The organism is Micromonospora sp. NBC_00898, assembly GCF_045207895.1.
GTDB lineage: Bacteria > Actinomycetota > Actinomycetes > Mycobacteriales > Micromonosporaceae > Micromonospora.
Genome location: NZ_CP108775.1, coordinates 1,163,120 through 1,186,471 on the forward strand (window position 1 = coordinate 1,163,120; position 23,352 = coordinate 1,186,471).

Consider the following 23,352-nt stretch of genomic DNA (forward strand, 5'->3'; position numbering starts at 1 on the left):
CTGACCAGGAGGATGAGAGCATGAGGCGGTTGTTCTGGCTGGGCATCGGGCTGGCCGTGGGCGTGGTGGTGGTGCGCAAGGTGACCCGGACCGCGCAGGCGTACACGCCGTCCGGCATCGCCAGCGGCCTGTCGGAATCCGCTGGCGGCCTCGTCGAGTCGCTGCGTAGCTTCGTGGAGGACGTCCGGGTCGGGATGGCCGAGCGCGAGCAGGAGATCCACGAGGCGTTCGCCCGCGGCGAGACGTTCGACGACCAGTTCGCCGAGCTGCGGGAGGACCCGCGCATCGGCGACCGAGAGATATTCCCGGAGGAGCACCAGCGATGAAGACGGCGGAGATCAAGCGGCGGTACCTCGCCCACTTCCAGGCGAACGGCCACGCCGTGGTGCCGTCCGCTCCGCTGCCCGCCATCAGCGACCCGAACCTGCTGTTCGTCAACGCCGGCATGGTGCAGTTCGTCCCCTACTTCCTGGGCCAGCAGACCCCGCCGTACAGCCGCGCGGTCAGCGTCCAGAAGTGCATCCGTACGCCGGACATCGACGAGGTCGGCAAGACCAGCCGGCACGGCACGTTCTTCCAGATGAACGGCAACTTCTCCTTCGGCGACTACTTCAAGGACGGGGCCATCCCGCTGGCCTGGGACCTGGTCACCAAGCCGGTCACCGAGGGTGGCTTCGGGCTGGACCCGGAGCGGATCTGGCCGACGGTCTACCTGGACGACGACGAGGCGTACCAGATCTGGCGGTCCGTCGGCGTGCCCGCCGAGCGGATCGTCCGCCGGGGCAAGGCGGACAACTTCTGGTCGATGGGCATTCCCGGCCCGTGCGGCCCGTGCTCCGAGCTGTTCTACGACCGCGGCCCCGAGTACGGCCGTGAGGGTGGCCCGGCGGTCGACGAGGACCGCTACATGGAGTTCTGGAACCTCGTCTTCATGCAGTTCGAGCGGGGTCCGGGCACCTCCAAGGAGGATTACCCGATCCTCGGCGAGCTGCCGGCGAAGAACATCGACACCGGCATGGGCCTGGAGCGGATCGCGTCCATCATGCAGGGCGTCGACAACCTCTACGAGATCGACGAGGTTCGGCCGATCCTGGACAAGGCCGCCGAGCTGACCGGCAAGCGGTACGGCGCGCACTCCGGCCACGTGGCCAGCGAGTCGCACCCGGACGACGTCCGGCTGCGGGTGATCGCCGACCACGTGCGCACGGCGCTGATGCTGATCGGCGACGGGGTGACCCCGTCGAACGAGGGCCGTGGCTACGTGTTGCGCCGGATCATGCGCCGGGCGATCCGCGCGGTCCGGCTGCTCGGCTACTCCGACCGGGCGCTGCCCGAGCTGCTGCCGGTGGCCCGGGACTGCATGGCCCCGTCGTACCCGGAGCTGTCCGCCGAGTTCGGCCGGATCTCCCAGTACGCGTACGCGGAGGAGGACGCGTTCCTCAGCACGCTGCGCGCGGGCACCACGATCCTGGACACCGCGATCGCGGAGACCAGGACCGCCGGCAGAGCGGCGATCTCCGGCGACAAGGCGTTCCAGCTCCACGACACGTACGGCTTCCCGATCGACCTGACCCTGGAGATCGCGGCCGAGCAGGGGCTCCAGGTCGACGCGGAGGGTTTCCGCCGGCTGATGGCCGACCAGCGCAGCCGGGCGAAGGCGGACGCGCAGGCGCGCAAGACCGGGCACACCGACGTGTCGGCGTACCGGTCGGTGCTGGACTCCGGCGGCGCGGTCGAGTTCACCGGCTACACCGAGCTGAACCGGGAGTCCCGGGTCCGCGCGCTGCTCAGCGGCGGGGCGACGGTCGGCGCGGCGGTCGAGGGCGACACGATCGAGCTGGTGCTCGACACCACCCCGTTCTACGCCGAGGGCGGCGGCCAGCAGCCCGACCAGGGTCTGATCACGGTCGGCGGCGGCCAGCTCGAGGTCTTCGACGTGCAGCAGCCGGTGCCGGGCCTGATCGTGCACCGGGCGAAGGTGGTCCGGGGTGAGGTGCGCGCCGGGGAGACCGGGTACGCCGAGATCGACGTGTCGCGGCGGCGGGCGATCTCCCGCTCGCACACCGCGACCCACCTCGTGCACCAGACCATGCGCAACTTCCTCGGCGAGTCGGCGACCCAGGCGGGGTCGCTGAACGCGCCGGGCCGGCTGCGGTTCGACTTCAACACCCCGACCGGGGTGGCGCCGAGCGTGCTGCACGACGTGGAGCAGCAGGTCAACGAGGTGCTGCTGGGGGACCTGGAGGTGCACGCCTTCATCACCACCCAGGAGGAGGCCCGCCGGATCGGCGCGATGGCGCTGTTCGGCGAGAAGTACGGCGAACGGGTCCGGGTCGTCGAGGTCGGCGACTACGCCCGGGAGCTGTGCGGCGGCACGCACGTGGCCCGGTCGGCGCAGCTCGGCCTGGTGAAGATCCTCTCCGAGGCGTCGGTCGGCTCGGGCGTGCGCCGGATCGAGGCCCTCGTCGGCATGGACGCGTTCGGCTTCCTGGCCCGCGAGCATCTGCTGGTCTCCCGGCTGGCGGAGCTGTTCCGGGTCCCCGGCGACCAGGTCGCCGACCGGGTGGAGCAGACCGTCACCCAGCTGCGGGACGCGGAGAAGGAGCTGGAGAAGCTCCGCGCCCAGCTGGTGCTCGGCGGGGCGGCGGCGCTCGCGGCGCAGGCGAAGGACGTGCGCGGGGTGGCGTACGTCGGCACCGAGGCGCCCGAGGGCGCGGCCGGCAACGACGTGCGGACCCTGGCCCAGGAGATCCGCGGCCGGATCGACCCGGCCCGGCCGGCGGTGGTCGCCGTGGCGGCCCGGGCCGGAGGCAAGGCGTCCCTGGTGGTGGCGGTCAACCAGGCCGCGCGCGGTCGCGGCCTGACCGCGAAGGAGCTGGTCAAGGCGGCCTTCTCCGGCCGCGGTGGCGGCAGCGACGACCTCGCCCAGGGTGGTGGCCTGCCGGCGGCCGAGGCGCCGAACCTGCTGGCCACCGTGGAGAAGGCGATCGCCGACGCGTGATGGCGCACCGACTGCGGCCAGGGCGGACCATGCCGGTCCGCCCTGGCCTGTCACCGGGGGTGTCCGATAATGGCTGAGCTGTCCCGTGGGGTCCGGCTGGGGGTGGACGTCGGGCAGGTCCGGGTCGGCGTCTCCCGCTCCGACCCGCACGGCATCCTGGCCACCCCGCTGGTCACCCTCGCCCGGGACCTGACCGCCGCGGAAGACGCGGTGCCCACCGACATGGCGGCGCTGGTCGACCTCATCGAGGAGCACGAGGCCGTCGAGGTCGTGGTGGGCCTTCCGGTCAATCTTGCCGGCAAACACGGCCCTGCGGCGGTCCACGTGTCGGCGTACGCTGCCCGTCTGGCCGATGTAATAGCGCCGGTTCCGGTGACGCTGACGGACGAGAGGATGTCGACCGTCGTGGCTAGTCGTAGGCTGGCCGAACGTGGCGTCCGGGGAAAACGTCAACGGGCGGTGGTCGACCAGGCCGCCGCGGTGGAGATTCTGCAGAGCTGGCTGGACGCGCAGCGGAGGCGGACGCAATGATCGACGATCTGGATCTGGTGTTCGACGAGTCGGAGAAGGGGGAGAAGGGCCGGCACCGGCGCGGCGCGGTGCGCAAGCGCAACGGCAAGTCGGGCGGTCGGGGCAAGACGATCTTCGCCCTGCTGATGGCGCTCGTGCTGCTCGGTGGCATCGGCGGCGGCGCCTACGTCGGCTTCGACCGGATCCGCAACCACTTCGTCACGCCGGACTACGACGGCCCGGGCTCGGGTGAGGCGCTGGTCGAGGTGAAGGCCGGCGACACCCTCACCGACATCGGCAACTCCCTCTACGACGCGGGCGTGGTGAAGAGCACCAAGGCGTTCATCGAGGCCGCGGACGCGAACTCCCGCAGCAAGAACATCCAGGTGGGCCGGTACAAGGTCAGGAAGCAGATGAAGGCCGCCGACGTGGTGACCCTGCTGCTCGACCCGAAGAGCCGGGTGGTCAACGGGGTGACCATCCCCGAGGGCACCATCAGCCTGGCGATCTACGACATCCTGTCGAAGCAGACCAAGATCCCGGTCGCCGAGTTCAAGGCCGCCGCGAAGGATCCGGTCAAGCTGGGCGTGCCGGCCTACTGGTTCAACCGGGGGGACGGCAAGAAGGGCCCGAAGAGCATCGAGGGCTTCCTCTTCCCGGCGACCTACGAGATCCCGCCGAAGGCCACCGCCACACAGATCCTGTCGATGATGGTGGACCAGTTCCTCACCGTCACGCAGGAGGTGAACTTCGTCCAGAAGGCGCAGCAGGAGCGGAAGATCTCCCCGTACGAGGCGCTGATCACCGCCTCCATCGCGCAGGCCGAGTCGGTCAACCACGTGGACTTCCCGAAGGTGTCCCGGGTCATCTACAACCGGGTCTACGCCGGCAAGATCGGCTGCAAGTGCCTCGGGATCGACAGCGCCATCAACTACTGGCTGCGGCTGCAGGGCAAGGACCCGAAGGACTCGAACGTCCTGAAGAACAGCGAGATCCACGACCTGAAGAACCCGTACAACACGCACGACGTGGCCGGACTGCCGGTCACGCCGATCAGCAACCCCGGCGAGGACGCGCTCAAGGGCGCGGTGAACCCGCCGGCGGGGGATTGGATCTACTTCATGACCATCGACCAGAAGGGCACGATGGGCTACGGCAGCAACGACGCCGAGTTCCGGCAGTTGCAGAAGAAGATGTGCGACAACGGCGTGCTGAGCGGATCGAACTGCACGTGAGGGCCGCCGTCGTCGGCAGGCCCATCGCGCACTCGCTCTCCCCGGTGATCCACAACGCCGGGTACGCGGTGGCCGGGCTGACCGGGTGGTCGTACACCCGGATCGAGTGCGGGGCCGAGGAACTGCCCGGGCTGGTCGCCGGGCTCGGCCCGGAATGGGCCGGGCTGTCGGTGACCATGCCGGGCAAGGAGGTGGCGCTCGCGGTGGCCGACGAGGTCTCGCCGGTCGCCGCCGCCGTCGGCGCCGCCAACACGCTGGTACGCCGACCCGACGGCACCTGGTACGCCGACAACACCGACGTCACCGGCATGGTCGACGTGCTCGCGGCCGCCGGGTGCGCGTCGGGCGCCGTCGTGACGGTGCTCGGCGCGGGTGGCACCGCCCGGGCCGCCCTCGCCGCGGCCGCCCGGCTCGGCGCGGCCGAGGTGACCGTGGTGGCCAGGCGGCCCGAGGCGGTCGACGAGCTGCGCCCGGTGGCCCGCGCGGTCGGCGTGGCCCTCGCCGGCGCCGACTGGGACGGCGCCCCGGCGCACGCCCGAGCCGACATCGTGATCTCCACCGTGCCCAAGGGGGTGGCCGACCCGCTCGCCGCGCACTTCGACTGGCGGCCGGGAACGGTCTTCTTCGACGCCCTCTACGACCCCTGGCCGACGCCCCTCGCCGCCGCCGCGCTCGCCGCCGGCTGCCGGGTGGTCTCCGGCCTCGAACTGCTGCTGACCCAGGCGGTCGACCAGTTCGAGCAGTTCACCGGCGTCCCCGCGCCCCGCGAGGCGATGGCCGCCGCGCTCGCCGACGCCCGCCGGGCGAGCTGACCCCGCCGGTGGTCAACCTGCCCGGACGGGCGCGTCCGCAGGGCGGGACGCGGTGGGCGTGGCGTCGCGCCGGCCACCGGGCGTGACAGACTGACCGCTGTGTTGCGCTGGCTGACTGCAGGTGAATCGCACGGACCCGCCCTCGTCGCGATGCTGGAGGGGGTGCCCGCCGGGATCGAGGTGACCACCACCGAGATCGCCGGTGAGCTGGCCCGGCGCCGGCTCGGCTACGGCCGGGGCGCCCGGATGTCGTTCGAGCAGGACGAGGTCGAGATCATCGGCGGGCTCCGGCACGGCGTCACCCTGGGCAGCCCGGTGGCGATCCGGGTGGGCAACTCGGAGTGGCCAAAATGGCGGACCGTGATGGCCGCCGACCCGGTCGACCCGGAGGAACTGGCCGCGCAGGCCCGCAACGCGCCGCTGACCCGGCCCCGGCCGGGCCACGCTGACCTGGCCGGCATGCAGAAGTACGGCCACACCGACGCCCGGCCCATTCTGGAGCGGGCCAGCGCCCGGGAGACCGCCGCCCGGGTCGCCGTGGGCACCGTCGCGAAGGCCCTGGTCAGGCAGGCGCTCGGCGTCGAGATCGTCTCCCACGTGGTGGAGCTGGGCCCGGTCGCCGCCAAGCCGGGGCTGCGCCCCACCCCGGAGGACGCCGAGCGGATCGACGCCGACCCGCTGCGCTGCCTCGACCCGGAGGCGAGCGCCCGGATGGTCGCCGAGGTCGACGCCGCGAAGAAGGCCGCCGACACCCTCGGCGGCGTGGTCGAGGTGCTGGCGTACGGGGTGCCGCCGGGCCTGGGCAGCCACGTGCAGTGGGACCGCAAGCTCGACGCCCGGCTGGCCACCGCGCTGATGTCCATCCAGGCGATCAAGGGCGTGGAGATCGGCGACGGCTGGCAGCAGGCCCGCTCCCGGGGCTCGGAGGCGCACGACGAGATCCTGCCGACGGCCACCGGGGTGCGCCGGGTCACCGACCGGGCCGGCGGCCTGGAGGGTGGCATCACCACCGGTGAGCCGCTGCGGGTGAAGGCGGCGATGAAGCCGATCTCGTCGCTGAACCGGGCCCTGGCCACCGTCGACGTCACCACCGGCGAGCCGGCCACCGCCATCAACCAGCGCTCCGACGTCTGCGCGGTGCCCGCCGCGGCGGTGGTCGCGGAGGCGATGGTAGCCCTGGTGCTCGCCGAGGCGGCCGTGGAGAAGTTCGGCGGCGACTCGATCGCCGAGATGCGCCGCAACCTCGCGGGTTACCTCGACGCCCTGGTGATCCGGTGACCGCCCGGCCGGTGTGTGTGCTGGTGGGGGCGCCCGGCTCCGGCAAGACCACCGTCGGTCAGGCGCTCGCCGCCGAGCTGGGCGTCGAGTTCCGGGACACCGACCTCGACATCGAGCAGCTCGCCGGCAAGCCGATCCCGGAGATCTTCGTCGACGAGGGGGAGGACCACTTCCGTACCCTCGAACGGGCGGCGGTGGCGGCGGCGCTGGCCGCGCACGGCGGGGTGCTCGCCCTCGGCGGCGGCGCGATCCTCGCCGAGGAGAACCGCGCCGCGCTGATCGGCCACACCGTCGTGCACCTCTCGGTGGAGCTGCCCGACGCGGTGAAGCGGGTCGGCCTCGGCGCCGGTCGACCGCTGCTGGCGATCAACCCGCGGGCCACCCTCAAGCACCTGATGGAGCAGCGTCGCCCGCTCTACGCCGAGGTGGCCACCGCGACGGTGCTGACCGACGGGCGGGACCCGGCGGAGATCGCGGCGGAAGTCGCCGCGCTGCTCAAACCCTGAGCGGCCACGAAGTGGACACTCGCCGCCCGGAGACCCCCGGCTCGACTAGGCTGCCGGCGATGGACGAGGTGACCCGGATCCCGGTCGGCGGCGAGCGGCCGTACGACGTGCTGGTGGGACGCGACCTGCTCGACCCGCCGCCGCGGCTGCTGCCCGGCGCGAACCGGGTCGCGGTGCTGCACGCCCCCCCGCTCAAGGAGTTGGCGGAGACGTTCGGTGAGCGGGTCCGCGCGGTCGGGGTCGAGCCGCTGCTGATCGAGGTGCCCGACGCCGAGGCGGGCAAGCAGATCGACGTGGCCGCCGACTGCTGGGACCGGCTCGGCGCGGCCGGGTTCACCCGTACCGACGCGGTGGTGGGGATGGGCGGCGGCGCGGTCACCGACCTGGCCGGCTTCGTGGCGGCCTGCTGGCTGCGTGGGGTGCGCTGGGTGCCGGTCGCGACCTCGCTGCTCGGCATGGTCGACGCGGCGGTGGGCGGCAAGACCGGGGTCAACACCGCCGCCGGCAAGAACCTGGTCGGCGCCTTCCACCCGCCGGCCGGGGTGATCTGCGACCTCGCCACCCTGGACAGCCTGCCCCCGGCCGACCTGGCCGCCGGGATGGCCGAGGTGGTCAAGTGCGGGTTCATCGCCGACCCGGTGATCCTCGACCTGGTCGAGCGGGACCCCGCCGCCGCGCTCGACCCGACCGGGCCGGTGACCCGCGAGCTGATCGAGCGGGCGATCCGGGTGAAGGCCGACGTGGTCTCCGGCGATCTGCGCGAGTCCGGGGTGCGGGAGGTGCTGAACTACGGGCACACCCTGGCCCACGCGATCGAGAAGGTGGAGGGTTACCGGTGGCGGCACGGGCACGCCGTCGCCGTGGGCCTGGTCTACGCCGCGGCGCTGGCCCGACTTGCCGGTCGACTCGACGCGGCGACGGCCGAGCGGCACCGCACCGCGGTGGCCGCGCTCGGCCTACCGACCAGCTATCCCGCCGACGCGTGGCCCGAGCTGCTCGCCGCGATGCGGGTCGACAAGAAGGCCCGGGGCAGCACGCTGCGCTTCGTGGTGCTCGACGGCCTGGCCCGGCCGGCGATCCTGGAGGGCCCTGACGACGAGCTGCTGCACGCCGCCTACCGGGAGATCTCCTCGTGAGGGTGTACGTGCTCAACGGCCCCAACCTGGGTCGGCTCGGCACCCGGCAGGTCGACGTCTACGGGGTGACCAGCTACGCCGACCTGGTCACTATGTGCGTGGACGTCGGCCGGGAGCTGGGCCTGGACGTGGTGGTCCGGCAGACCGACGCCGAGCACGAGCTGCTCGGCTGGCTGCACGCGGCGGCCGACGAGGGCGCGCCGGTGGTGCTCAACCCGGCCGCCTGGTCGCACTACTCGATCGCCGTGCGGGACGCCTGCGCGATGCTGCGTGCGCCGCTGGTGGAGGTGCACATCTCCAACATCCACGCCCGTGAGGAGTTCCGGCACCACTCGGTGGTCTCCGCGGTCGCGACCGGGGTGATCTGCGGGCTGGGCGTGGACGGCTATCGCCTCGCCCTGCACCACCTCGCCTCCCGGCCGACGGTCGGCTGAGCCGGCCCAGCTCCCGGTCGGCGTCGCGGTCACGTTCCGTGGCGTCCTGGCTCTGATGACGGTACGTGACGGACATCTCCGACCGGGCCGTCCCACCCTGCCCCTTTGCTCTGCTTCAGCATGCGCAACACCTCGTTGAGCTGCCCTTTCTTCCCGGCGCGCGGTCGCTCGGCATCGATGGGTCGCTACCGGATGTGACTGTTGCCTGCGCTGAAGCAGAGCAAAGGGCGTGCGGTGGACCGGGTGGGTGGTCGCCGCCGGTACCCGGGGTGACCCTCGGGGCGGGCGGGACGGCGGCAGCGCTGTCGGTTCGACACAGCTAGTAGACTTGCCAGGTCTGTCCGCCAATTGATGATCAAGGCAGGAAATGGCCACCACCAACGACCTCAAGAACGGCCTGGTACTCAACCTCGACGGGGAGCTCTGGGCCGTCGTCGAGTTCCAGCACGTCAAGCCCGGTAAGGGTGGCGCCTTCGTGCGCACCACGCTGAAGAACGTGCTGTCCGGCAAGGTCGTCGACAAGACCTTCAACGCGGGCACCAAGGTCGAGACCGCCACCGTCGACAAGCGCACCATGCAGTACCTGTACGCCGACGGCGAGGACTACGTCTTCATGGATCTGGAGACCTTCGACCAGATCACCGTCCCCGGCGGCACCGTCGGCGAGGCGGCCAACTACCTCCTGCCGGAGGCCGAGGCGACCGTCGCCACGCACGAAAGCGTCCCGCTCTACATCGAGCTGCCGACCTCCGTCGTGCTCGAGATCACCTACACCGAGCCGGGTCTGCAGGGCGACCGGTCGACCGGCGGCAACAAGCCCGCCACCGTCGAGACCGGCGCGACCGTGCAGGTGCCGCTCTTCATCACCACCGGCGAGAAGATCAAGGTCGACACCCGCGACGGCCGTTACCTCGGCCGCGCCTGATGGCCGAGGGTCCCAAACAGCAGATGCCGGCGCGCCGCAAGGCGCGCAAGCGGGCGCTGGACGTGCTCTTCGAGGCGGACCTGCGCGACCGGCCCCCGATCGAGGTGCTCGCCGGCTACATCGAGCGGATCGAGAAGCCGCGCCCCGACCACCTGGGCTACGCGGTCAGCCTGGTCGAGGGCGTCGCCGCGCACCTGGACCGGATCGACGAGCTGATCGCCAGCTACGCCGAGGGCTGGACCCTCGACCGGATGCCGGTGGTGGACCGTAACCTCGCCCGGATCGCCGTCTACGAACTGCTCTACGTCGACGACATCGACGACGCGGTGGCGATCAGCGAGGCCGTCGAGCTGGCCCGGCAGATGTCGACCGACGACTCGCCGCGCTTCCTCAACGGGGTGCTCGGCCGGATCGCCGAGTACGCCAGCCGCTGACGCGGCGACCCGCGCCGAAGTACGACGAAAAGGGCCCGTGCCGGACGGCACGGGCCCTTTTCGTCGCTGCTGGGGTCAGGACGCGAAGAACGCCCGCGGGTCGGCGACCAGCACACCGTGCTCGGTGAGCCGCTCGATCAGGCCCGACGGCGAGGCGTCGTAGACGATCGCCAGGGCGCGCAGGTCGTCGGCGCGGATGGAGAGCACCCGGCCGTTGTAGTCACCACGCTGCTGCTGGATGGCGCGGGCGTACCGGGCGACGTAGGCGAGGTCCTCGGAGGCCTCGTCGTAGAGCCGCTCCAGGTCCAGGACGATCTTGCTGGTCGGCTCGTGACGCACCCCACTGCCGTCGGGCAGCAGCTCCGAGACGGGAACGCGGTAGAAGTCGGCCAGCTCCGCCAGGCGGGACACGGTGACGGCCCGGTCGCCGCGCTCGTACGAGCCGACCACCACGGCCTTCCACCGCCCGTTCGACTTCTCCTCCACACCCTGCAGGGACAGGCCCTGCTGCTGGCGGATGGAGCGCAGGCGGGCGCCCAGCGACTTGGCGTATTCAGAGGGCATTCGGACACTCCCAGTGCTGCTCGGGGTTCTCCCAGCTATCGCTACGGAGCGTGACGGTACGGGGATTGCGACACCTGGTCAAGTGGTCGTGACATTACCGTTGGGGGGCACGGGGGGAGTTATCCCCATTTCGCCACCCTGATCCTGGAGTCAGTACCGGCGGCGGTCGGCCCGGTGACCGCTGGTAACGTGGCGTGAAGCCCCGGTCCGGGCCGTTCGCGGCCGGACCGGCAACCCAGACGTCCTTTAACGACCCGTCCCGTGAGGCGGGGAAGGAGGTCCGCCGTGGCCTACCCACCGGCTGCCCAGTCGTCGCCGCCGCGACAACCCTCGGTGAAGGTGATCCTCGCCGCCGCCGACGTGTCCCGCGTGGTCGACCGCATCGCCCACCAGATCCTGGAAAAGACCCAGGGCGCCGCCGACACCGTGCTGCTCGGCATCCCCACCCGGGGCGCCCCGCTGGCCAAGCGGCTCGCCGCCCGGATCAGCACCTTCGAGGACATGACCGTCCCCGTCGGCGTGCTCGACATCACCCTCTACCGCGACGACCTGCGCCGGCACGCCACCCGCGCGGTCGGCCCGACCGAGCTGCCACCCGGCGGCATCGACGGCAAGCGGGTCATCCTCGTCGACGACGTGCTCTTCTCCGGTCGCACCGTGCGGGCCGCCCTCGACGCGCTCAGCGACGTCGGCCGCCCCGCCTCCGTGCAGCTCGCCGTCCTGGTCGACCGCGGCCACCGCGAGCTGCCGATCCGCGCCGACTACGTCGGCAAGAACATCCCGACCGCGCTCGCCGAGAGCGTCAAGGTCACCCTCGCCGAGACCGACGGCGCCGACGAGGTCAAGCTGTACGGGGGGAATCCCGCATGATCCGGCACCTGCTCTCCGGGGCCGACCTGGACGCGGCCACCGCCACCCAGATCCTGGACACCGCCGCCGAGATGGCCACCGTCGCCGGCCGCGAGGTCAAGAAGCTGCCCGCGCTGCGCGGCCGGACCGTGGTGAACCTCTTCTACGAGGACTCCACCCGGACCCGGATCTCCTTCGAGGCGGCCGCCAAGCGGCTCAGCGCCGACGTGATCAACTTTTCCGCCAAGGGCTCCAGCGTGACCAAGGGCGAGAGCCTGAAGGACACCGCGCTCACCCTCCAGGCGATGGGCGCCGACGCGGTGGTCGTCCGGCACCCCGCCTCCGGGGCCCCGCACCGGCTGGCCAACTGGGTGGACGGGTCGGTGGTCAACGCCGGCGACGGCACCCACGAGCACCCCACCCAGGCGCTGCTCGACGCGTACACCATGCGCTCCCGGCTGGGTCGGCTCGCCGGCCTGCACGTCGCGATCGTCGGCGACGTGCTGCACTCCCGGGTGGCCCGCTCCAACGTGCTGCTGCTCTCCACCCTCGGCGCCAAGGTCACCCTGGTCGGCCCGCCCACCCTGATCCCGGTGGACTGGGCCGCCAAAGCGGGCGCCGTGGCGCCGAACCTCTCGCTGAGCGGCCCCGGCGAGGGCGGCGCAGCCGCCGCGCTCGCGCCGGGCACCGACGTCTCCTACGACCTCGACGCCGTTGCACCCAGCGTGGACGTGGTGATGATGCTGCGGGTGCAGCGGGAGCGGATGAACGACTCCTACTTCCCCTCCGCCCGCGAATACGCCCGCCGCTACGGCCTGGACGGCCCGCGGATGCGCCGGCTGCCCGAGCACGCGATCGTCATGCACCCCGGCCCGATGAACCGGGGCATGGAGATCACGCCCGAGGTCGCCGACTCGCCCCGCTCCACCATCGTCGAACAGGTCGCCAACGGGGTCTCCGTGCGGATGGCCGTCCTCTACCTGCTGCTCGGAGGGAACAACCGGTGACCGCGTACCTGATCAAGAACGTGAGCCTGGTCGGCGGCGCGCCGACCGACCTGCTGATCCGCGACGGCGTCGTGGCCGAGACCGGCGCGGACCTCACCGCGCCCGACGCCACGGTCACCGACGGCACCGGGCTGGTCGCCCTGCCCGGCCTGGTCGACCTGCACACCCACCTGCGCGAGCCCGGCCGGGAGGACGCCGAGACCGTCGAGTCCGGCTCCCGGGCGGCGGCGCTCGGCGGCTACACCGCGGTCTGCGCGATGGCCAACACCTCCCCGGTCGCCGACACCGCCGGCGTGGTCGAGCAGGTCTGGCGGCTCGGCCGGGAGGCCGGGCTGGTCGACGTGCAGCCCATCGGGGCGGTCACCGTCGGCCTGGCCGGCGAGCGGCTCGCCGAGCTGGGCGCGATGGCCGACTCGGCGGCCCGGGTGCGGATCTTCTCCGACGACGGGCACTGCGTCGCCGACCCGAAGCTGATGCGCCGGGCCCTCGAATACGTCAAGGCGTTCGACGGCGTCATCGCGCAGCACGCGGAGGAGCCGCGGCTCACCGAGGGCGCCCAGATGCACGAGGGCGAGGTCTCCACCCGGCTCGGGCTGACGGGCTGGCCGGCGGTCGCCGAGGAGGCGATCATCGCCCGGGACGTGCTGCTCGCCGAGCACGTCGGCAGCCGGCTGCACATCTGCCACGTCTCCACCGCCGGCAGCGTCGAGGTGCTGCGGCACGCCAAGGCGCGCGGGGTGAAGGTCACCGCCGAGGTGACCCCGCACCACCTGCTGCTCACCGACGACCGGGCCGAGACGTACGACCCGGTCTACAAGGTGAACCCGCCGCTGCGTACCGCCACCGACGTCGCCGCGCTCCGTGCCGCCCTCGCCGAGGGCGTGATCGACATCATCGCCACCGACCACGCCCCGCACGCCGTGGAGGACAAGGAGTGCGAGTGGGCGTACGCCCGGCCGGGCATGCTCGGCCTGGAGACGGCGCTGTCCATCGCCCTCGACGTGCTCGGCCCGCAGTGGGACCTGATCGCCGAGCGGATGTCCCGGGCGCCGGCCCGGATCGCCGGCCTGGAGGGGCACGGCGTCGGCCCGGCCCCCGGTGTGCCGGCCAACCTGACCCTGGTCGACCCGGCCGCCCGCCGCACCATCGAACCGGCGGAGCTGGCCAGTCGTAGTCGCAACACCCCGTACGCCCGCATGACGCTGCCGGGTCGCATCGTGGCGACCTTCCTGCGCGGCGAGCCGACGGTCCTGGACGGAAAGGCTGTCAAGTGAGCGCTAAGCGCAGGCCCGCGATCCTCGTTCTCGAGGACGGGCGCACGTTCCACGGCGAGGCGTACGGCAGCGTCGGGGAGACCTTCGGCGAGGCGGTCTTCAACACCGGCATGACCGGCTACCAGGAGACCCTCACCGACCCGTCCTACCACCGTCAGGTGGTGGTCCAGACCGCGCCGCACATCGGCAACACCGGCGTCAACGACTCCGACGACGAGTCGGGCCGGATCTGGGTCGCCGGGTACGTGGTCCGTGACCCGGCCCGGATCGGTTCCAACTGGCGGGCCACCGGCGGGCTGGAGGACCGGCTCGCCGCCGAGGGCGTCGTCGGCATCAGCGGCGTCGACACCCGCGCGCTGACCCGGCACCTGCGCGAGCGCGGCGCCATGCGGGTCGGCGTCTCCAGCGTCGACGACGACCCGCGGGCGCTGCTGGCCCGGGTCCGCCAGTCGCCGCAGATGGTCGGCGCGGACCTCTCCGCCGAGGTGACCACCGAGAAGCCGTACGTGGTCGAGGCGGTCGGCGAGCACCGGTTCACGGTGGCCGCGCTGGACCTGGGCATCAAGCGCAACGTGCCGCGCCGGCTCGCCGCCCGCGGCGTGACCACCCATGTGCTGCCCGCCGGGTCGAGCATCGACGACCTGCTCGCCACGGGCGCGGACGCGGTCTTCTTCTCGCCCGGCCCGGGCGACCCGGCCACCGCCGACGGGCCGGTGGGCCTGGCCCAGGAGGTGCTGCGCCGGCGGATCCCGCTGTTCGGCATCTGCTTCGGCAGCCAGATCCTCGGCCGGGCGCTGGGTTTCGGCACCTACAAGCTCGGCTACGGCCACCGCGGCATCAACCAGCCGGTGCTCGACCGGGCCACCGGCAAGGTCGAGGTGACCAGCCACAACCACGGCTTCGCCGTCGAGGTCCCGGGCGCGGGGCACGGCGCGGTCGTCCCCGACCAGGTGATCGAGACCGAGTTCGGCGGCGTCCAGGTGAGCCACGTCTGCCTCAATGACAACGTGGTCGAGGGGCTGCGGGCGAAGGACGTGCCCGCCTTCACCGTCCAGTACCACCCCGAGGCGGCGGCCGGCCCGCACGACGCGGACTACCTCTTCGACCGTTTCGCCGAGCTGATCGAGGGCCGCGCCCTCGGCCGGCAGCAGAGTGAGGGGCGCAACAATGCCTAAGCGGACCGATCTCAAGCACATCCTGGTGATCGGCTCCGGGCCGATCGTCATCGGGCAGGCCTGCGAGTTCGACTACTCCGGCACCCAGGCCTGCCGGGTGCTGCGCAGCGAGGGGATCCGGGTCAGCCTGGTCAACTCCAACCCGGCCACGATCATGACGGACCCGGAGTTCGCCGACGCCACCTACGTCGAGCCGATCACCCCGGAGTTCGTCGAGTTGGTCATCGCCAAGGAGCGCCCCGACGCCCTGCTGCCCACCCTCGGCGGGCAGACCGCGCTGAACACCGCGGTCGCCCTGCACGAGGCGGGCGTGCTGGAGAAGTACGGTGTGGAGCTGATCGGCGCCAACATCGACGCGATCAACCGCGGCGAGGACCGGCAGCTGTTCAAGGAGATCGTCGCCAAGGCCGGCGTACGCCTGGGCCTGGACGACCCGACCGGCCTGGTGCCCCGGTCGCGGGTCTGCCACTCGATGGCCGAGGTCGAGGCGACCGTCGCCGAGCTGGGCCTGCCAGTGGTGATCCGGCCGTCGTTCACCATGGGCGGCCTGGGCTCCGGCATGGCGCACACGCCCGAGGACCTGGCCCGGATCGGCGGCGCCGGCCTGGCCGCCAGCCCGGTGCACGAGGTGCTCATCGAGGAGAGCGTGCTCGGCTGGAAGGAGTACGAGCTCGAACTCATGCGCGACCGTCACGACAACGTGGTGGTGGTCTGCTCGATCGAGAACATCGACCCGATGGGCGTGCACACCGGCGACAGCGTGACCGTGGCCCCGGCCATGACGCTGACCGACCGGGAGTACCAGCGCCTGCGCGACCTCGGCATCGCGGTGCTGCGCGAGGTCGGGGTGGACACCGGCGGCTGCAACATCCAGTTCGCGGTCAACCCGGCCGACGGCCGGATCGTCGTGATCGAGATGAACCCCCGGGTGTCCCGCTCCTCGGCGCTGGCGTCGAAGGCCACCGGCTTCCCGATCGCGAAGATCGCCGCGAAGCTGGCCATCGGCTACACCCTCGACGAGATCCCCAACGACATCACCCTGAAGACGCCGGCGGCCTTCGAGCCGACCCTCGACTACGTGGTGGTGAAGATTCCCCGGTTCGCGTTCGAGAAGTTCCCCGGCGCGGACCCGGAGCTGACCACCACGATGAAGTCCGTCGGCGAGGCGATGAGCCTCGGCCGCAACTTCACCGAGGCGCTGAACAAGGCGATGCGCTCGATGGAGACGAAAGCAGCCGGGTTCTGGAGTGTGCCGGATCCGCACGGGGCGACGAAGGAGAACACCCTCGCCGCGCTGAAGATGCCGCACGACGGCCGGCTCTACACCGTCGAGCGGGCGCTGCGGCTCGGCGCCTCGATCGCCGAGGTCGCCGCCGCCTCCGGCGGGATCGACCCGTGGTTCCTGGACCAGATCGCCGCGCTGGTCGAGCTGCGTACGGAGATCGTGGACGCCCCGGTGCTCGACGCGGAGCTGCTGCGCCGGGCCAAGCGGGCCGGCCTGTCCGACCGCCAGCTCGCCGCGCTCCGCCCCGAGCTGGCCGCCGAGGACGGCGTCCGGACCCTGCGGCACCGGCTCGACGTCCGCCCGGTCTACAAGACGGTGGACACCTGCGCCGCCGAGTTCGAGGCGACCACGCCCTACCACTACTCCACCTATGACCAGGAGACCGAGGTCGCGCCCTCGGACCGGCCCAAGGTGCTGATCCTGGGCTCCGGGCCGAACCGGATCGGCCAGGGCATCGAGTTCGACTACTCCTGCGTGCACGCGGTCATGGCCCTCCGGGAGGTCGGCTACGAGACCGTCATGGTCAACTGCAACCCGGAGACCGTCTCCACCGACTACGACACCGCCGACCGGCTCTACTTCGAGCCGCTGACCTTCGAGGACGTACTCGAGGTCTGGCACGCCGAGGACTCCTCCGGCAAGGCGGCCGGCGGTCCCGGCGTGGTCGGGGTGATCGTGCAGCTCGGCGGGCAGACCCCGCTGGGGCTGGCGCAGCGGCTCAAGAACGCCGGGGTGCCGGTGGTCGGTACCTCCCCGGAGTCGATCCACCTGGCCGAGGAGCGCGGCGCGTTCGGCGCGGTGCTCGCCCGGGCCGGGCTGCGCGCACCGGCGCACGGCATGGCCACCTCGTACGACGAGGCGAAGGCGATCGCCGACGAGATCGGGTACCCGGTGCTGGTCCGGCCGTCGTACGTGCTCGGCGGGCGGGGCATGGAGATCGTCTACGACGACGCCACGCTGCGCGACTACATCGGCCGGGCCACCGACATCTCCCCGGACCACCCGGTGCTGGTGGACCGCTTCCTCGACGACGCCATCGAGATCGACGTGGACGCGCTCGTCGACGCCGACGGCGAGGTCTACCTCGGCGGCGTGATGGAGCACATCGAGGAGGCCGGCATCCACTCCGGCGACTCGTCCTGCGCCCTGCCGCCGATCACCCTGGCCGGCTCCCACCTGGCGCAGGTGCGCCGCTACACCGAGGCGATCGCCCGGGGCGTCGGGGTGAAGGGGCTGCTCAACGTGCAGTACGCCCTCAAGGACGACATGCTCTACGTGCTGGAGGCGAACCCGCGGGCGTCCCGGACGGTCCCGTTCGTCTCCAAGGCCACGGCGGTGCCGTTGGCGAAGGCGGCGGCCCGGATCGCGCTCGGCGCCACCATCGCCGAGCTGCGCGCCGAGGGTCTGCTCCCGCCGACCGGGGACGGTGGCGCGATGCCGGCCGACGCCCCGATCGCGGTGAAGGAGGCGGTGCTGCCGTTCAAGCGGTTCCGCACCCCGGCCGGCAAGGGGATCGACTCGCTGCTCGGCCCGGAGATGAAGTCCACCGGCGAGGTGATGGGCATCGACACCAACTTCGGGCACGCCTTCGCCAAGTCGCAGTCCGCCGCGTACGGCTCCCTGCCGACCGCCGGGAAGATCTTCGTCTCGGTGGCCAACCGGGACAAGCGCGGCATGATCTTTCCGATCAAGCGGCTGGCGGACCTGGGCTTCGAGATCGTCGCCACCACCGGCACCGCCGAGGTGCTGCGCCGGCACGGCATCGCCTGCGAGCAGATCCGCAAGCACTACGAGGCGGGCGAGGGCGAGGACGCCGTGTCGCTGATCCTCGGCGGCGACGTGGCCCTGGTGGTCAACACCCCGCAGGGCTCCGGGGCCAGTGCCCGCTCCGACGGGTACGAGATCCGCAGCGCCGCCGTCACGGCGGACATCCCGTGCATCACGACCGTGCCCGGCGCGGCGGCCGCGGTCATGGGCATCGAGGCACGCATCCGTGGTGACATGCGGGTCCGCCCCCTGCAGGAGCTGCACGCCGCCCTGCGGGCCGCCCAGTGATCTTCGAGCGGGTGGTGCGCCCGCAGCTGTTCCGCATCGGCGGCGGCGACGCGGAGCGGGCGCACGAGTGGACGTTGCACCGGCTGGCGGGGCTCTCCCGCCGGCCGGCGGCCCTGGCCGCGCTGAAGGCCCGGTACGCGGTCCGGGCACCCCGCACGGTGTTCGGGGTCCGGTTCCCGAACCCGGTCGGGCTGGCCGCGGGGATGGACAAGGACGGGGCGGCGCTGCCGGCCTGGCCGGCGCTCGGCTTCGGCTTCGTCGAGGTCGGCACGGTCACCGCGCACGCCCAGCCGGGCAACCCCCGGCCCCGGCTGTTCCGGCTGCGGGACAGCGAGGCCGTGGTGAACCGGATGGGCTTCAACAACGCCGGCGCCGCGGCGCTGGCCGATCGGCTGGCGGCGCTGCCCCGCCCGATCGGCGTGCCGCTGGGCATCTCGCTCGGCAAGTCCAAGGTGACCCCGCTGGACGCGGCGGTCGAGGACTATGTGTCCTCCTACCGGGCGCTGCGGGCGTACGGCGACTACTTCGCCGTCAACGTCTCCTCGCCGAACACGCCGGGCCTGCGGTCCCTCCAGGACAGATCCCACCTGGACGCGCTGCTCGCGGCGCTGGTGGGGGAGAAGCCGGTGCTGGTGAAGATCGCCCCGGACCTCACCGAGCCGGCCATCGCCGAGCTGCTGGAGGTCTGCCTGGACCGGGGTGCCGCCGGGGTGATCGCCACCAACACCACCCTGTCCCGGGACGGTCTGGCGCCGGCCGATCGGGAGCGCGGCGCGGAGACCGGCGGCCTCTCCGGCCGTCCGCTGACCGGACGCGCCCGCGCGGTGGTCGCCTTCGTGCACCGGGAGACCGGCGGCCGACTGCCGGTGATCGGCGTCGGCGGCATCCTGGACCCGGACGACGCGGCCCGGATGTTCGACGCCGGAGCGAGCCTCGTCCAGCTCTACACCGGATTCATCTACCGTGGCCCGGCCCTGGTCCGCGCGGCCGCCCGCGTCGCGTGCGGTCCGGCGGCGGTACCGGCCGGCCACCGGTGAACCACGGCCGGGCGAGGGTGTCTCGGCGGTCCCTCTGCTCTGCTGCAGCCGGCGCAACGCCCGCCGTCCGATATCCGGACGCCCGGTGTTGCCGTCGCCGCAGCAGCGCAAAGGGGGGATGGAAGTTCCGTCCGGCCGCCGCGGCGGCCGGCCCCGTCCGGCAGAGCCGGTGGGCCGGGGCGCGTATCAGTCCACCCGGGGACACGAAGGAGACCCGATGACGCCCGAGGAGATCCTGGCCGCCGACCGCGCCCACGTCTGGCACCCGTACGCGGCGCTGCCGCCGGCCGGCCCGCCCTACCTGGTGGCGAGCGCGCAGGGCGTACGGCTGCGGCTGGCCGACGGCCGGGAGCTGGTCGACGGGATGTCGTCGTGGTGGGCCGCGATCCACGGCTACCGCCACCCGGTGCTCGACGCGGCGGTCACCGACCAGCTCGGCCGGATGAGCCACGTGATGTTCGGCGGGCTCACCCACGAGCCCGCGGTGCGGCTCGCCAGCACCCTGGTCGAGCTGGCCCCCGACGGCCTGGAACACGTCTTCCTCGCCGACTCCGGCTCGGTCAGCGTCGAGGTGGCGGTGAAGATGTGCCTGCAGTACCAGCGGGCCACCGGCCGGCCGGAACGCCGCCGGCTGGGCACCTGGCGGGGCGGGTACCACGGCGACACGTTCCACCCGATGAGCGTGTGCGATCCGGAGGGCGGCATGCACCACCTCTGGGGCGACGTGCTGCCCCGGCAGGTCTTCGCGCCGGTGCCGCCCGGCGGCTTCGACACCCCGCCGGACCCGGCGTACGAGCAGGCCCTGGTCGACGCGGTGGAGCGGCACGCCGACGAGCTGGCGGCGGTGATCGTGGAGCCGGTGGTCCAGGGCGCCGGCGGGATGCGCTTCCACCATCCGCACTACCTGCGGGTGCTGCGCGAGGTGACCCGGGCGAACGGCGTCCTGCTCGTCTTCGACGAGATCGCCACCGGCTTCGGCCGCACCGGCGCGATGTTCGCCGCCGAGCACGCCGGCGTCACCCCGGACGTGCTATGCGTCGGCAAGGCGCTCACCGGCGGATACCTGACCCTGGCCGCCGCGCTCTGCACGCCCGAGATCGCCCGCGGCATCTCGGCGGGCGGGGTGCTGGCGCACGGCCCCACCTTCATGGGCAACCCGCTCGCCTGCGCGGTCGCCAACGCCTCACTGGGCCTGCTGCGGTCCGGGGACTGGGCCGGGCGGGTGGCGGCGATCTCCGACGGGCTGCGGGCCGGGCTGGAGCCGCTGCGCGACGCGCCCGGGGTGGCGGACGTGCGGGTGCTGGGCGCGATCGGCGTGGTCCAGCTCGACCACGAGGTGGACCTCACCCGCGCGACCGCGGCCGCGGCCGCGCAGGGCGTCTGGCTGCGCCCGTTCCGCGATTTGGTCTACACCATGCCGCCGTACGTCACCGACGCCGCCGACGTGGCGCGGATCGTCGGCGGCGTCGAGGCTGCGGTCAAGGCCGGCTGAGACGGCCCGGGGGAGCGGGCCGACGGTCCGCGCCACCTCCCGGCCGCGCGCCGCGGCCGGCAGACGACGAGCGGCGGCGTCCACCCGCCGTACGACCACCGCGGCGTGCCGCCGCGCGGAGGAGAGGGAGAGTCGCGATGGAGAGCTTCGGCGTCCGCCTGCACCGGGCCGTGGCCGAACGGGGACCGCTCTGCGTGGGGATCGACCCCCATCCGGGTCTGCTGGCGCGCTGGGGGCTGTCCGACGACGTCGACGGGCTCGAGCGGTTCGCCCACACCGTGGTCGAGGCACTCGGTGACCGGATTGCGGTGGTCAAGCCCCAGTCGGCGTTCTTCGAGCGGTTCGGCGCGCGGGGTGTCGGAATTCTTGAGTCAACTATCCGACAGTTGCGGGATGCGGGTTCGCTCGTTCTGCTCGACGTCAAGCGCGGCGACATCGGCTCGACGGTCAGCGCGTACGCCTCGGCCTACCTCGACCCATCCAGCCCGATGTATGTCGACGCGATCACGGCCAGCCCATATCTCGGGGTCGGATCCCTGGCGCCGATGTTCGAGCTGGCGGCCGCGCACGGGAGCGGCGTCTTCGTCCTGGCGCTCACCTCCAACCCGGAGGGCGCGACGGTGCAGCGCGCCGTCACGGCCGACGGGCGGACCGTCGCGCAGACCGTGATCGACGAGATTTCCCAGCTCAACAGGGGTGCCGAGCCGCTCGGCAGCTTCGGTCTGGTGGTCGGCGCGACGATCGGTGACACCGGTCACGACCTCTCCGCGGTGAACGGTCCGCTGCTCGCGCCGGGGCTCGGCGCCCAGGGTGGCACGGCGGCCGACCTGCGCACCGTCTTCGGCTCCAGCCTGCCGTCGGTGCTGCCCTCCTACTCCCGTGAGGTGCTGCACGCGGGGCCGGACGTGGCCGCCCTGCGGGCCGCGGCGGACCGGGTCCTGGGCGACTGCCGGACGGCGCTGGCCACCTCCTGACTGACTGACGGCTCGGTCACTTTGCGCTGATCCTCGCGCGCCCACGTTGCCGAAAGCTCCGTTGACCGCTAGTTTTCCCCGCGCTGGGAACCACGGACCCCTTTGGTTGCCAGCGACACCACGTTTCACAGATGCGGCGGTGCGCCCCGCCCGTCGCGATAGGGACCTGAGGAGAACTGGTGCCGCTCCCGTCACTGACCCCCGAGCAGCGCGCTGCCGCGCTGGAGAAGGCCGCGGAGATCCGCAAGGCCCGTGCTGAGCTGAAGGAGCAGCTCAAGCAGGGCAAGACCACCCTCGCCACCGTCCTCGAGCGGGCCGAGTCCGACGACGTCGTGGGCAAGCTCAAGGTTTCGGCCGTGCTGCAGGCGATGCCGGGCATCGGCAAGATCCGGGCCACCCAGATCATGGAGAAGCTCAAGATCGCCGACAGCCGCCGACTGCGTGGCCTGGGCGAGCAGCAGCGCAAGGCTCTGCTTGGTGAGTTCGCCGCCAACTGAACGGCGCACCGTGTAGAAACAAGCGGTGAGCACGGATGACGAGGCGCGCCCGGCGGCTCGGCTCACTGTCCTGGCCGGACCTTCGGGGGCCGGCAGGGAGAGTGTCGTCGAGCTGGTCCGGGCGCGTTTCCCGTTCGTCTGGGTGCCGGTGGTGGCCACCACCCGGCCGCCCGGAGCGGGCGAGGTGGACGGGGTCGACCGGCTCTTCCTCGCCCCGGCCGAGTTCGAGCGGATGATCGCCGGCGACGAGCTGCTGGAGTGGACCCGGATCGGGCCGTACCGGCGCGGCGTCCCGCGTGCGGGGATCCGCGCCCGGCTGGCCGAGGGCCGGCCGGTGCTGCTCCCGCTGGATCTGCGCGGCGCGCTCGCCGTCCGGGCCGTCGCGCCGGACGCGCAGCTGGTGCTCCTCGCCCCGCCCGGACACCGGCCCGACCCGGCCGTGGCGGCGGCCTTCCCGCACGCCGTGACGCACGACCATGCCGAGCGGGCGGCCGACGAGCTGGTAGGCTTGCTCGGTTCTTCTTTCCTGGCTCCGGCTCAACCGCGCCCGAGCGGTTGAGAGACCACCGCTTCCGGGCGGTGCACAAGACGCAGAGGTTAATTCGTGGGATCCATCGCCAACCCCGAAGGCATCACCAACCCGCCGATCGACGAGCTCCTCGAGAAGACGACCTCGAAGTACGCGCTGGTGATCTTCGCCGCCAAGCGCGCGCGCCAGGTCAACGCCTACTACAGCCAGCTCGGTGAGGGCCTGCTGGAGTACGTCGGCCCGCTCGTGGAGACCACCCCGCAGGAGAAGCCGCTCTCGATCGCCATGCGCGAGATCAACGCGGGCCTGCTCACCGCCGAGCCGACCGACCAGCCGTAAGCCC

Annotated in this window: 23 protein-coding genes; 22 read left to right on the top strand and 1 reads right to left on the bottom strand. The window is 72.4% G+C overall.

Annotation, left to right across the window (positions count from 1 at the left end):
• Positions 1-20 precede the first annotated feature (20 nt).
• From OG799_RS05510 to nusB, 11 genes are all read left to right on the top strand, one after another.
• Complete coding sequence (locus OG799_RS05510) at positions 21-326, top strand: hypothetical protein (RefSeq protein WP_406043731.1); 306 nt, start codon at positions 21-23, stop codon at positions 324-326.
• Positions 323-3,001 (top strand): alanine--tRNA ligase, encoded by a 2,679-nt coding sequence (alaS, locus tag OG799_RS05515; RefSeq protein WP_406043733.1) that lies wholly within the window; start codon positions 323-325, stop codon positions 2,999-3,001. Before OG799_RS05510 ends, alaS begins: the two co-directional genes overlap by 4 nt.
• 69 nt (positions 3,002-3,070) lie before the next feature.
• Complete coding sequence (gene ruvX / locus OG799_RS05520) at positions 3,071-3,532, top strand: Holliday junction resolvase RuvX (RefSeq protein WP_406043735.1); 462 nt, start codon at positions 3,071-3,073, stop codon at positions 3,530-3,532.
• Positions 3,529-4,746 carry an endolytic transglycosylase MltG gene (gene mltG, locus OG799_RS05525; protein ID WP_406043737.1) on the top strand — a complete coding sequence of 406 codons (1,218 nt, stop codon included), beginning with the start codon at positions 3,529-3,531 and terminating at the stop codon, positions 4,744-4,746. Before ruvX ends, mltG begins: the two co-directional genes overlap by 4 nt.
• Complete coding sequence (locus OG799_RS05530) at positions 4,743-5,558, top strand: shikimate dehydrogenase (protein WP_406043739.1); 816 nt, start codon at positions 4,743-4,745, stop codon at positions 5,556-5,558. The genes mltG and OG799_RS05530 overlap by 4 nt, the downstream gene beginning before the upstream one ends.
• Positions 5,559-5,657: 99 nt before the next feature.
• Positions 5,658-6,836 carry a chorismate synthase gene (gene aroC / locus OG799_RS05535; protein ID WP_406043741.1) on the top strand — a complete coding sequence of 393 codons (1,179 nt, stop codon included), beginning with the start codon at positions 5,658-5,660 and terminating at the stop codon, positions 6,834-6,836.
• The gene (locus OG799_RS05540; protein ID WP_406043743.1) at positions 6,833-7,342 is read left to right on the top strand and encodes a shikimate kinase; all 510 of its coding nucleotides are present in this window, start codon (positions 6,833-6,835) and stop codon (positions 7,340-7,342) included. The genes aroC and OG799_RS05540 overlap by 4 nt, the downstream gene beginning before the upstream one ends.
• A 59-nt stretch (positions 7,343-7,401) precedes the next feature.
• Positions 7,402-8,478, top strand: coding sequence for a 3-dehydroquinate synthase (gene aroB, locus OG799_RS05545; RefSeq protein ID WP_406043745.1), 1,077 nt, complete (start codon positions 7,402-7,404; stop codon positions 8,476-8,478).
• A complete protein-coding gene (gene aroQ / locus OG799_RS05550) occupies positions 8,475-8,912 on the top strand; it encodes a type II 3-dehydroquinate dehydratase (RefSeq protein ID WP_406043747.1) in 438 nt (145 codons plus the stop codon). Before aroB ends, aroQ begins: the two co-directional genes overlap by 4 nt.
• A gap of 367 nt (positions 8,913-9,279) precedes the next feature.
• On the top strand, positions 9,280-9,837 hold the full coding sequence (efp, locus tag OG799_RS05555; RefSeq protein ID WP_406043749.1) for an elongation factor P: 558 nt from the start codon (positions 9,280-9,282) through the stop codon (positions 9,835-9,837).
• A gap of 23 nt (positions 9,838-9,860) precedes the next feature.
• Positions 9,861-10,271 (top strand): transcription antitermination factor NusB, encoded by a 411-nt coding sequence (gene nusB / locus OG799_RS05560; protein ID WP_406046211.1) that lies wholly within the window; start codon positions 9,861-9,863, stop codon positions 10,269-10,271.
• Between the two features lie 75 nt (positions 10,272-10,346).
• Here nusB and OG799_RS05565 read toward each other — a convergent pair whose 3' ends face one another.
• On the bottom strand, positions 10,347-10,835 hold the full coding sequence (locus OG799_RS05565) for a transcriptional regulator (protein WP_013285505.1): 489 nt from the start codon (positions 10,833-10,835) through the stop codon (positions 10,347-10,349).
• A gap of 285 nt (positions 10,836-11,120) precedes the next feature.
• On the opposite strand from OG799_RS05565, the gene pyrR reads away from it, so the two are divergent.
• The 11 genes from pyrR (at position 11,121) to rpoZ (ending at position 23,348) form a co-directional block, all read left to right on the top strand.
• The gene (gene pyrR / locus OG799_RS05570) at positions 11,121-11,705 is read left to right on the top strand and encodes a bifunctional pyr operon transcriptional regulator/uracil phosphoribosyltransferase PyrR (protein ID WP_406043753.1); all 585 of its coding nucleotides are present in this window, start codon (positions 11,121-11,123) and stop codon (positions 11,703-11,705) included.
• Positions 11,702-12,691 (top strand): aspartate carbamoyltransferase catalytic subunit, encoded by a 990-nt coding sequence (locus tag OG799_RS05575; RefSeq protein WP_406043755.1) that lies wholly within the window; start codon positions 11,702-11,704, stop codon positions 12,689-12,691. Before pyrR ends, OG799_RS05575 begins: the two co-directional genes overlap by 4 nt.
• Positions 12,688-13,965 carry a dihydroorotase gene (locus OG799_RS05580; protein ID WP_406043757.1) on the top strand — a complete coding sequence of 426 codons (1,278 nt, stop codon included), beginning with the start codon at positions 12,688-12,690 and terminating at the stop codon, positions 13,963-13,965. Before OG799_RS05575 ends, OG799_RS05580 begins: the two co-directional genes overlap by 4 nt.
• Entirely contained in the window at positions 13,962-15,140 is a 1,179-nt protein-coding gene (gene carA / locus OG799_RS05585; protein ID WP_406043759.1) for a glutamine-hydrolyzing carbamoyl-phosphate synthase small subunit, read from the top strand. The genes OG799_RS05580 and carA overlap by 4 nt, the downstream gene beginning before the upstream one ends.
• Positions 15,133-18,480, top strand: a complete 3,348-nt coding sequence (gene carB, locus OG799_RS05590) for a carbamoyl-phosphate synthase large subunit (RefSeq protein ID WP_406043761.1) — start codon at positions 15,133-15,135, stop codon at positions 18,478-18,480. Before carA ends, carB begins: the two co-directional genes overlap by 8 nt.
• The gene (locus OG799_RS05595) at positions 18,477-19,517 is read left to right on the top strand and encodes a quinone-dependent dihydroorotate dehydrogenase (protein ID WP_406043763.1); all 1,041 of its coding nucleotides are present in this window, start codon (positions 18,477-18,479) and stop codon (positions 19,515-19,517) included. The genes carB and OG799_RS05595 overlap by 4 nt, the downstream gene beginning before the upstream one ends.
• Before the next feature lie 217 nt (positions 19,518-19,734).
• Positions 19,735-21,009: an adenosylmethionine--8-amino-7-oxononanoate transaminase gene (locus OG799_RS05600; protein WP_406043765.1), complete on the top strand. Its 1,275-nt coding sequence runs from the start codon at positions 19,735-19,737 to the stop codon at positions 21,007-21,009.
• A gap of 137 nt (positions 21,010-21,146) precedes the next feature.
• Positions 21,147-21,983 carry an orotidine-5'-phosphate decarboxylase gene (gene pyrF, locus OG799_RS05605; protein ID WP_406043767.1) on the top strand — a complete coding sequence of 279 codons (837 nt, stop codon included), beginning with the start codon at positions 21,147-21,149 and terminating at the stop codon, positions 21,981-21,983.
• A 179-nt stretch (positions 21,984-22,162) separates the two neighbouring features.
• Entirely contained in the window at positions 22,163-22,480 is a 318-nt protein-coding gene (gene mihF, locus OG799_RS05610; protein ID WP_013285515.1) for an integration host factor, actinobacterial type, read from the top strand.
• A 25-nt stretch (positions 22,481-22,505) separates the two neighbouring features.
• Positions 22,506-23,039 carry a guanylate kinase gene (locus OG799_RS05615; protein WP_406043770.1) on the top strand — a complete coding sequence of 178 codons (534 nt, stop codon included), beginning with the start codon at positions 22,506-22,508 and terminating at the stop codon, positions 23,037-23,039.
• Positions 23,040-23,084: 45 nt separating this feature from the next.
• A complete protein-coding gene (gene rpoZ / locus OG799_RS05620) occupies positions 23,085-23,348 on the top strand; it encodes a DNA-directed RNA polymerase subunit omega (protein WP_007075826.1) in 264 nt (87 codons plus the stop codon).
• The last annotated feature ends 4 nt before the right edge of the window (positions 23,349-23,352 follow it).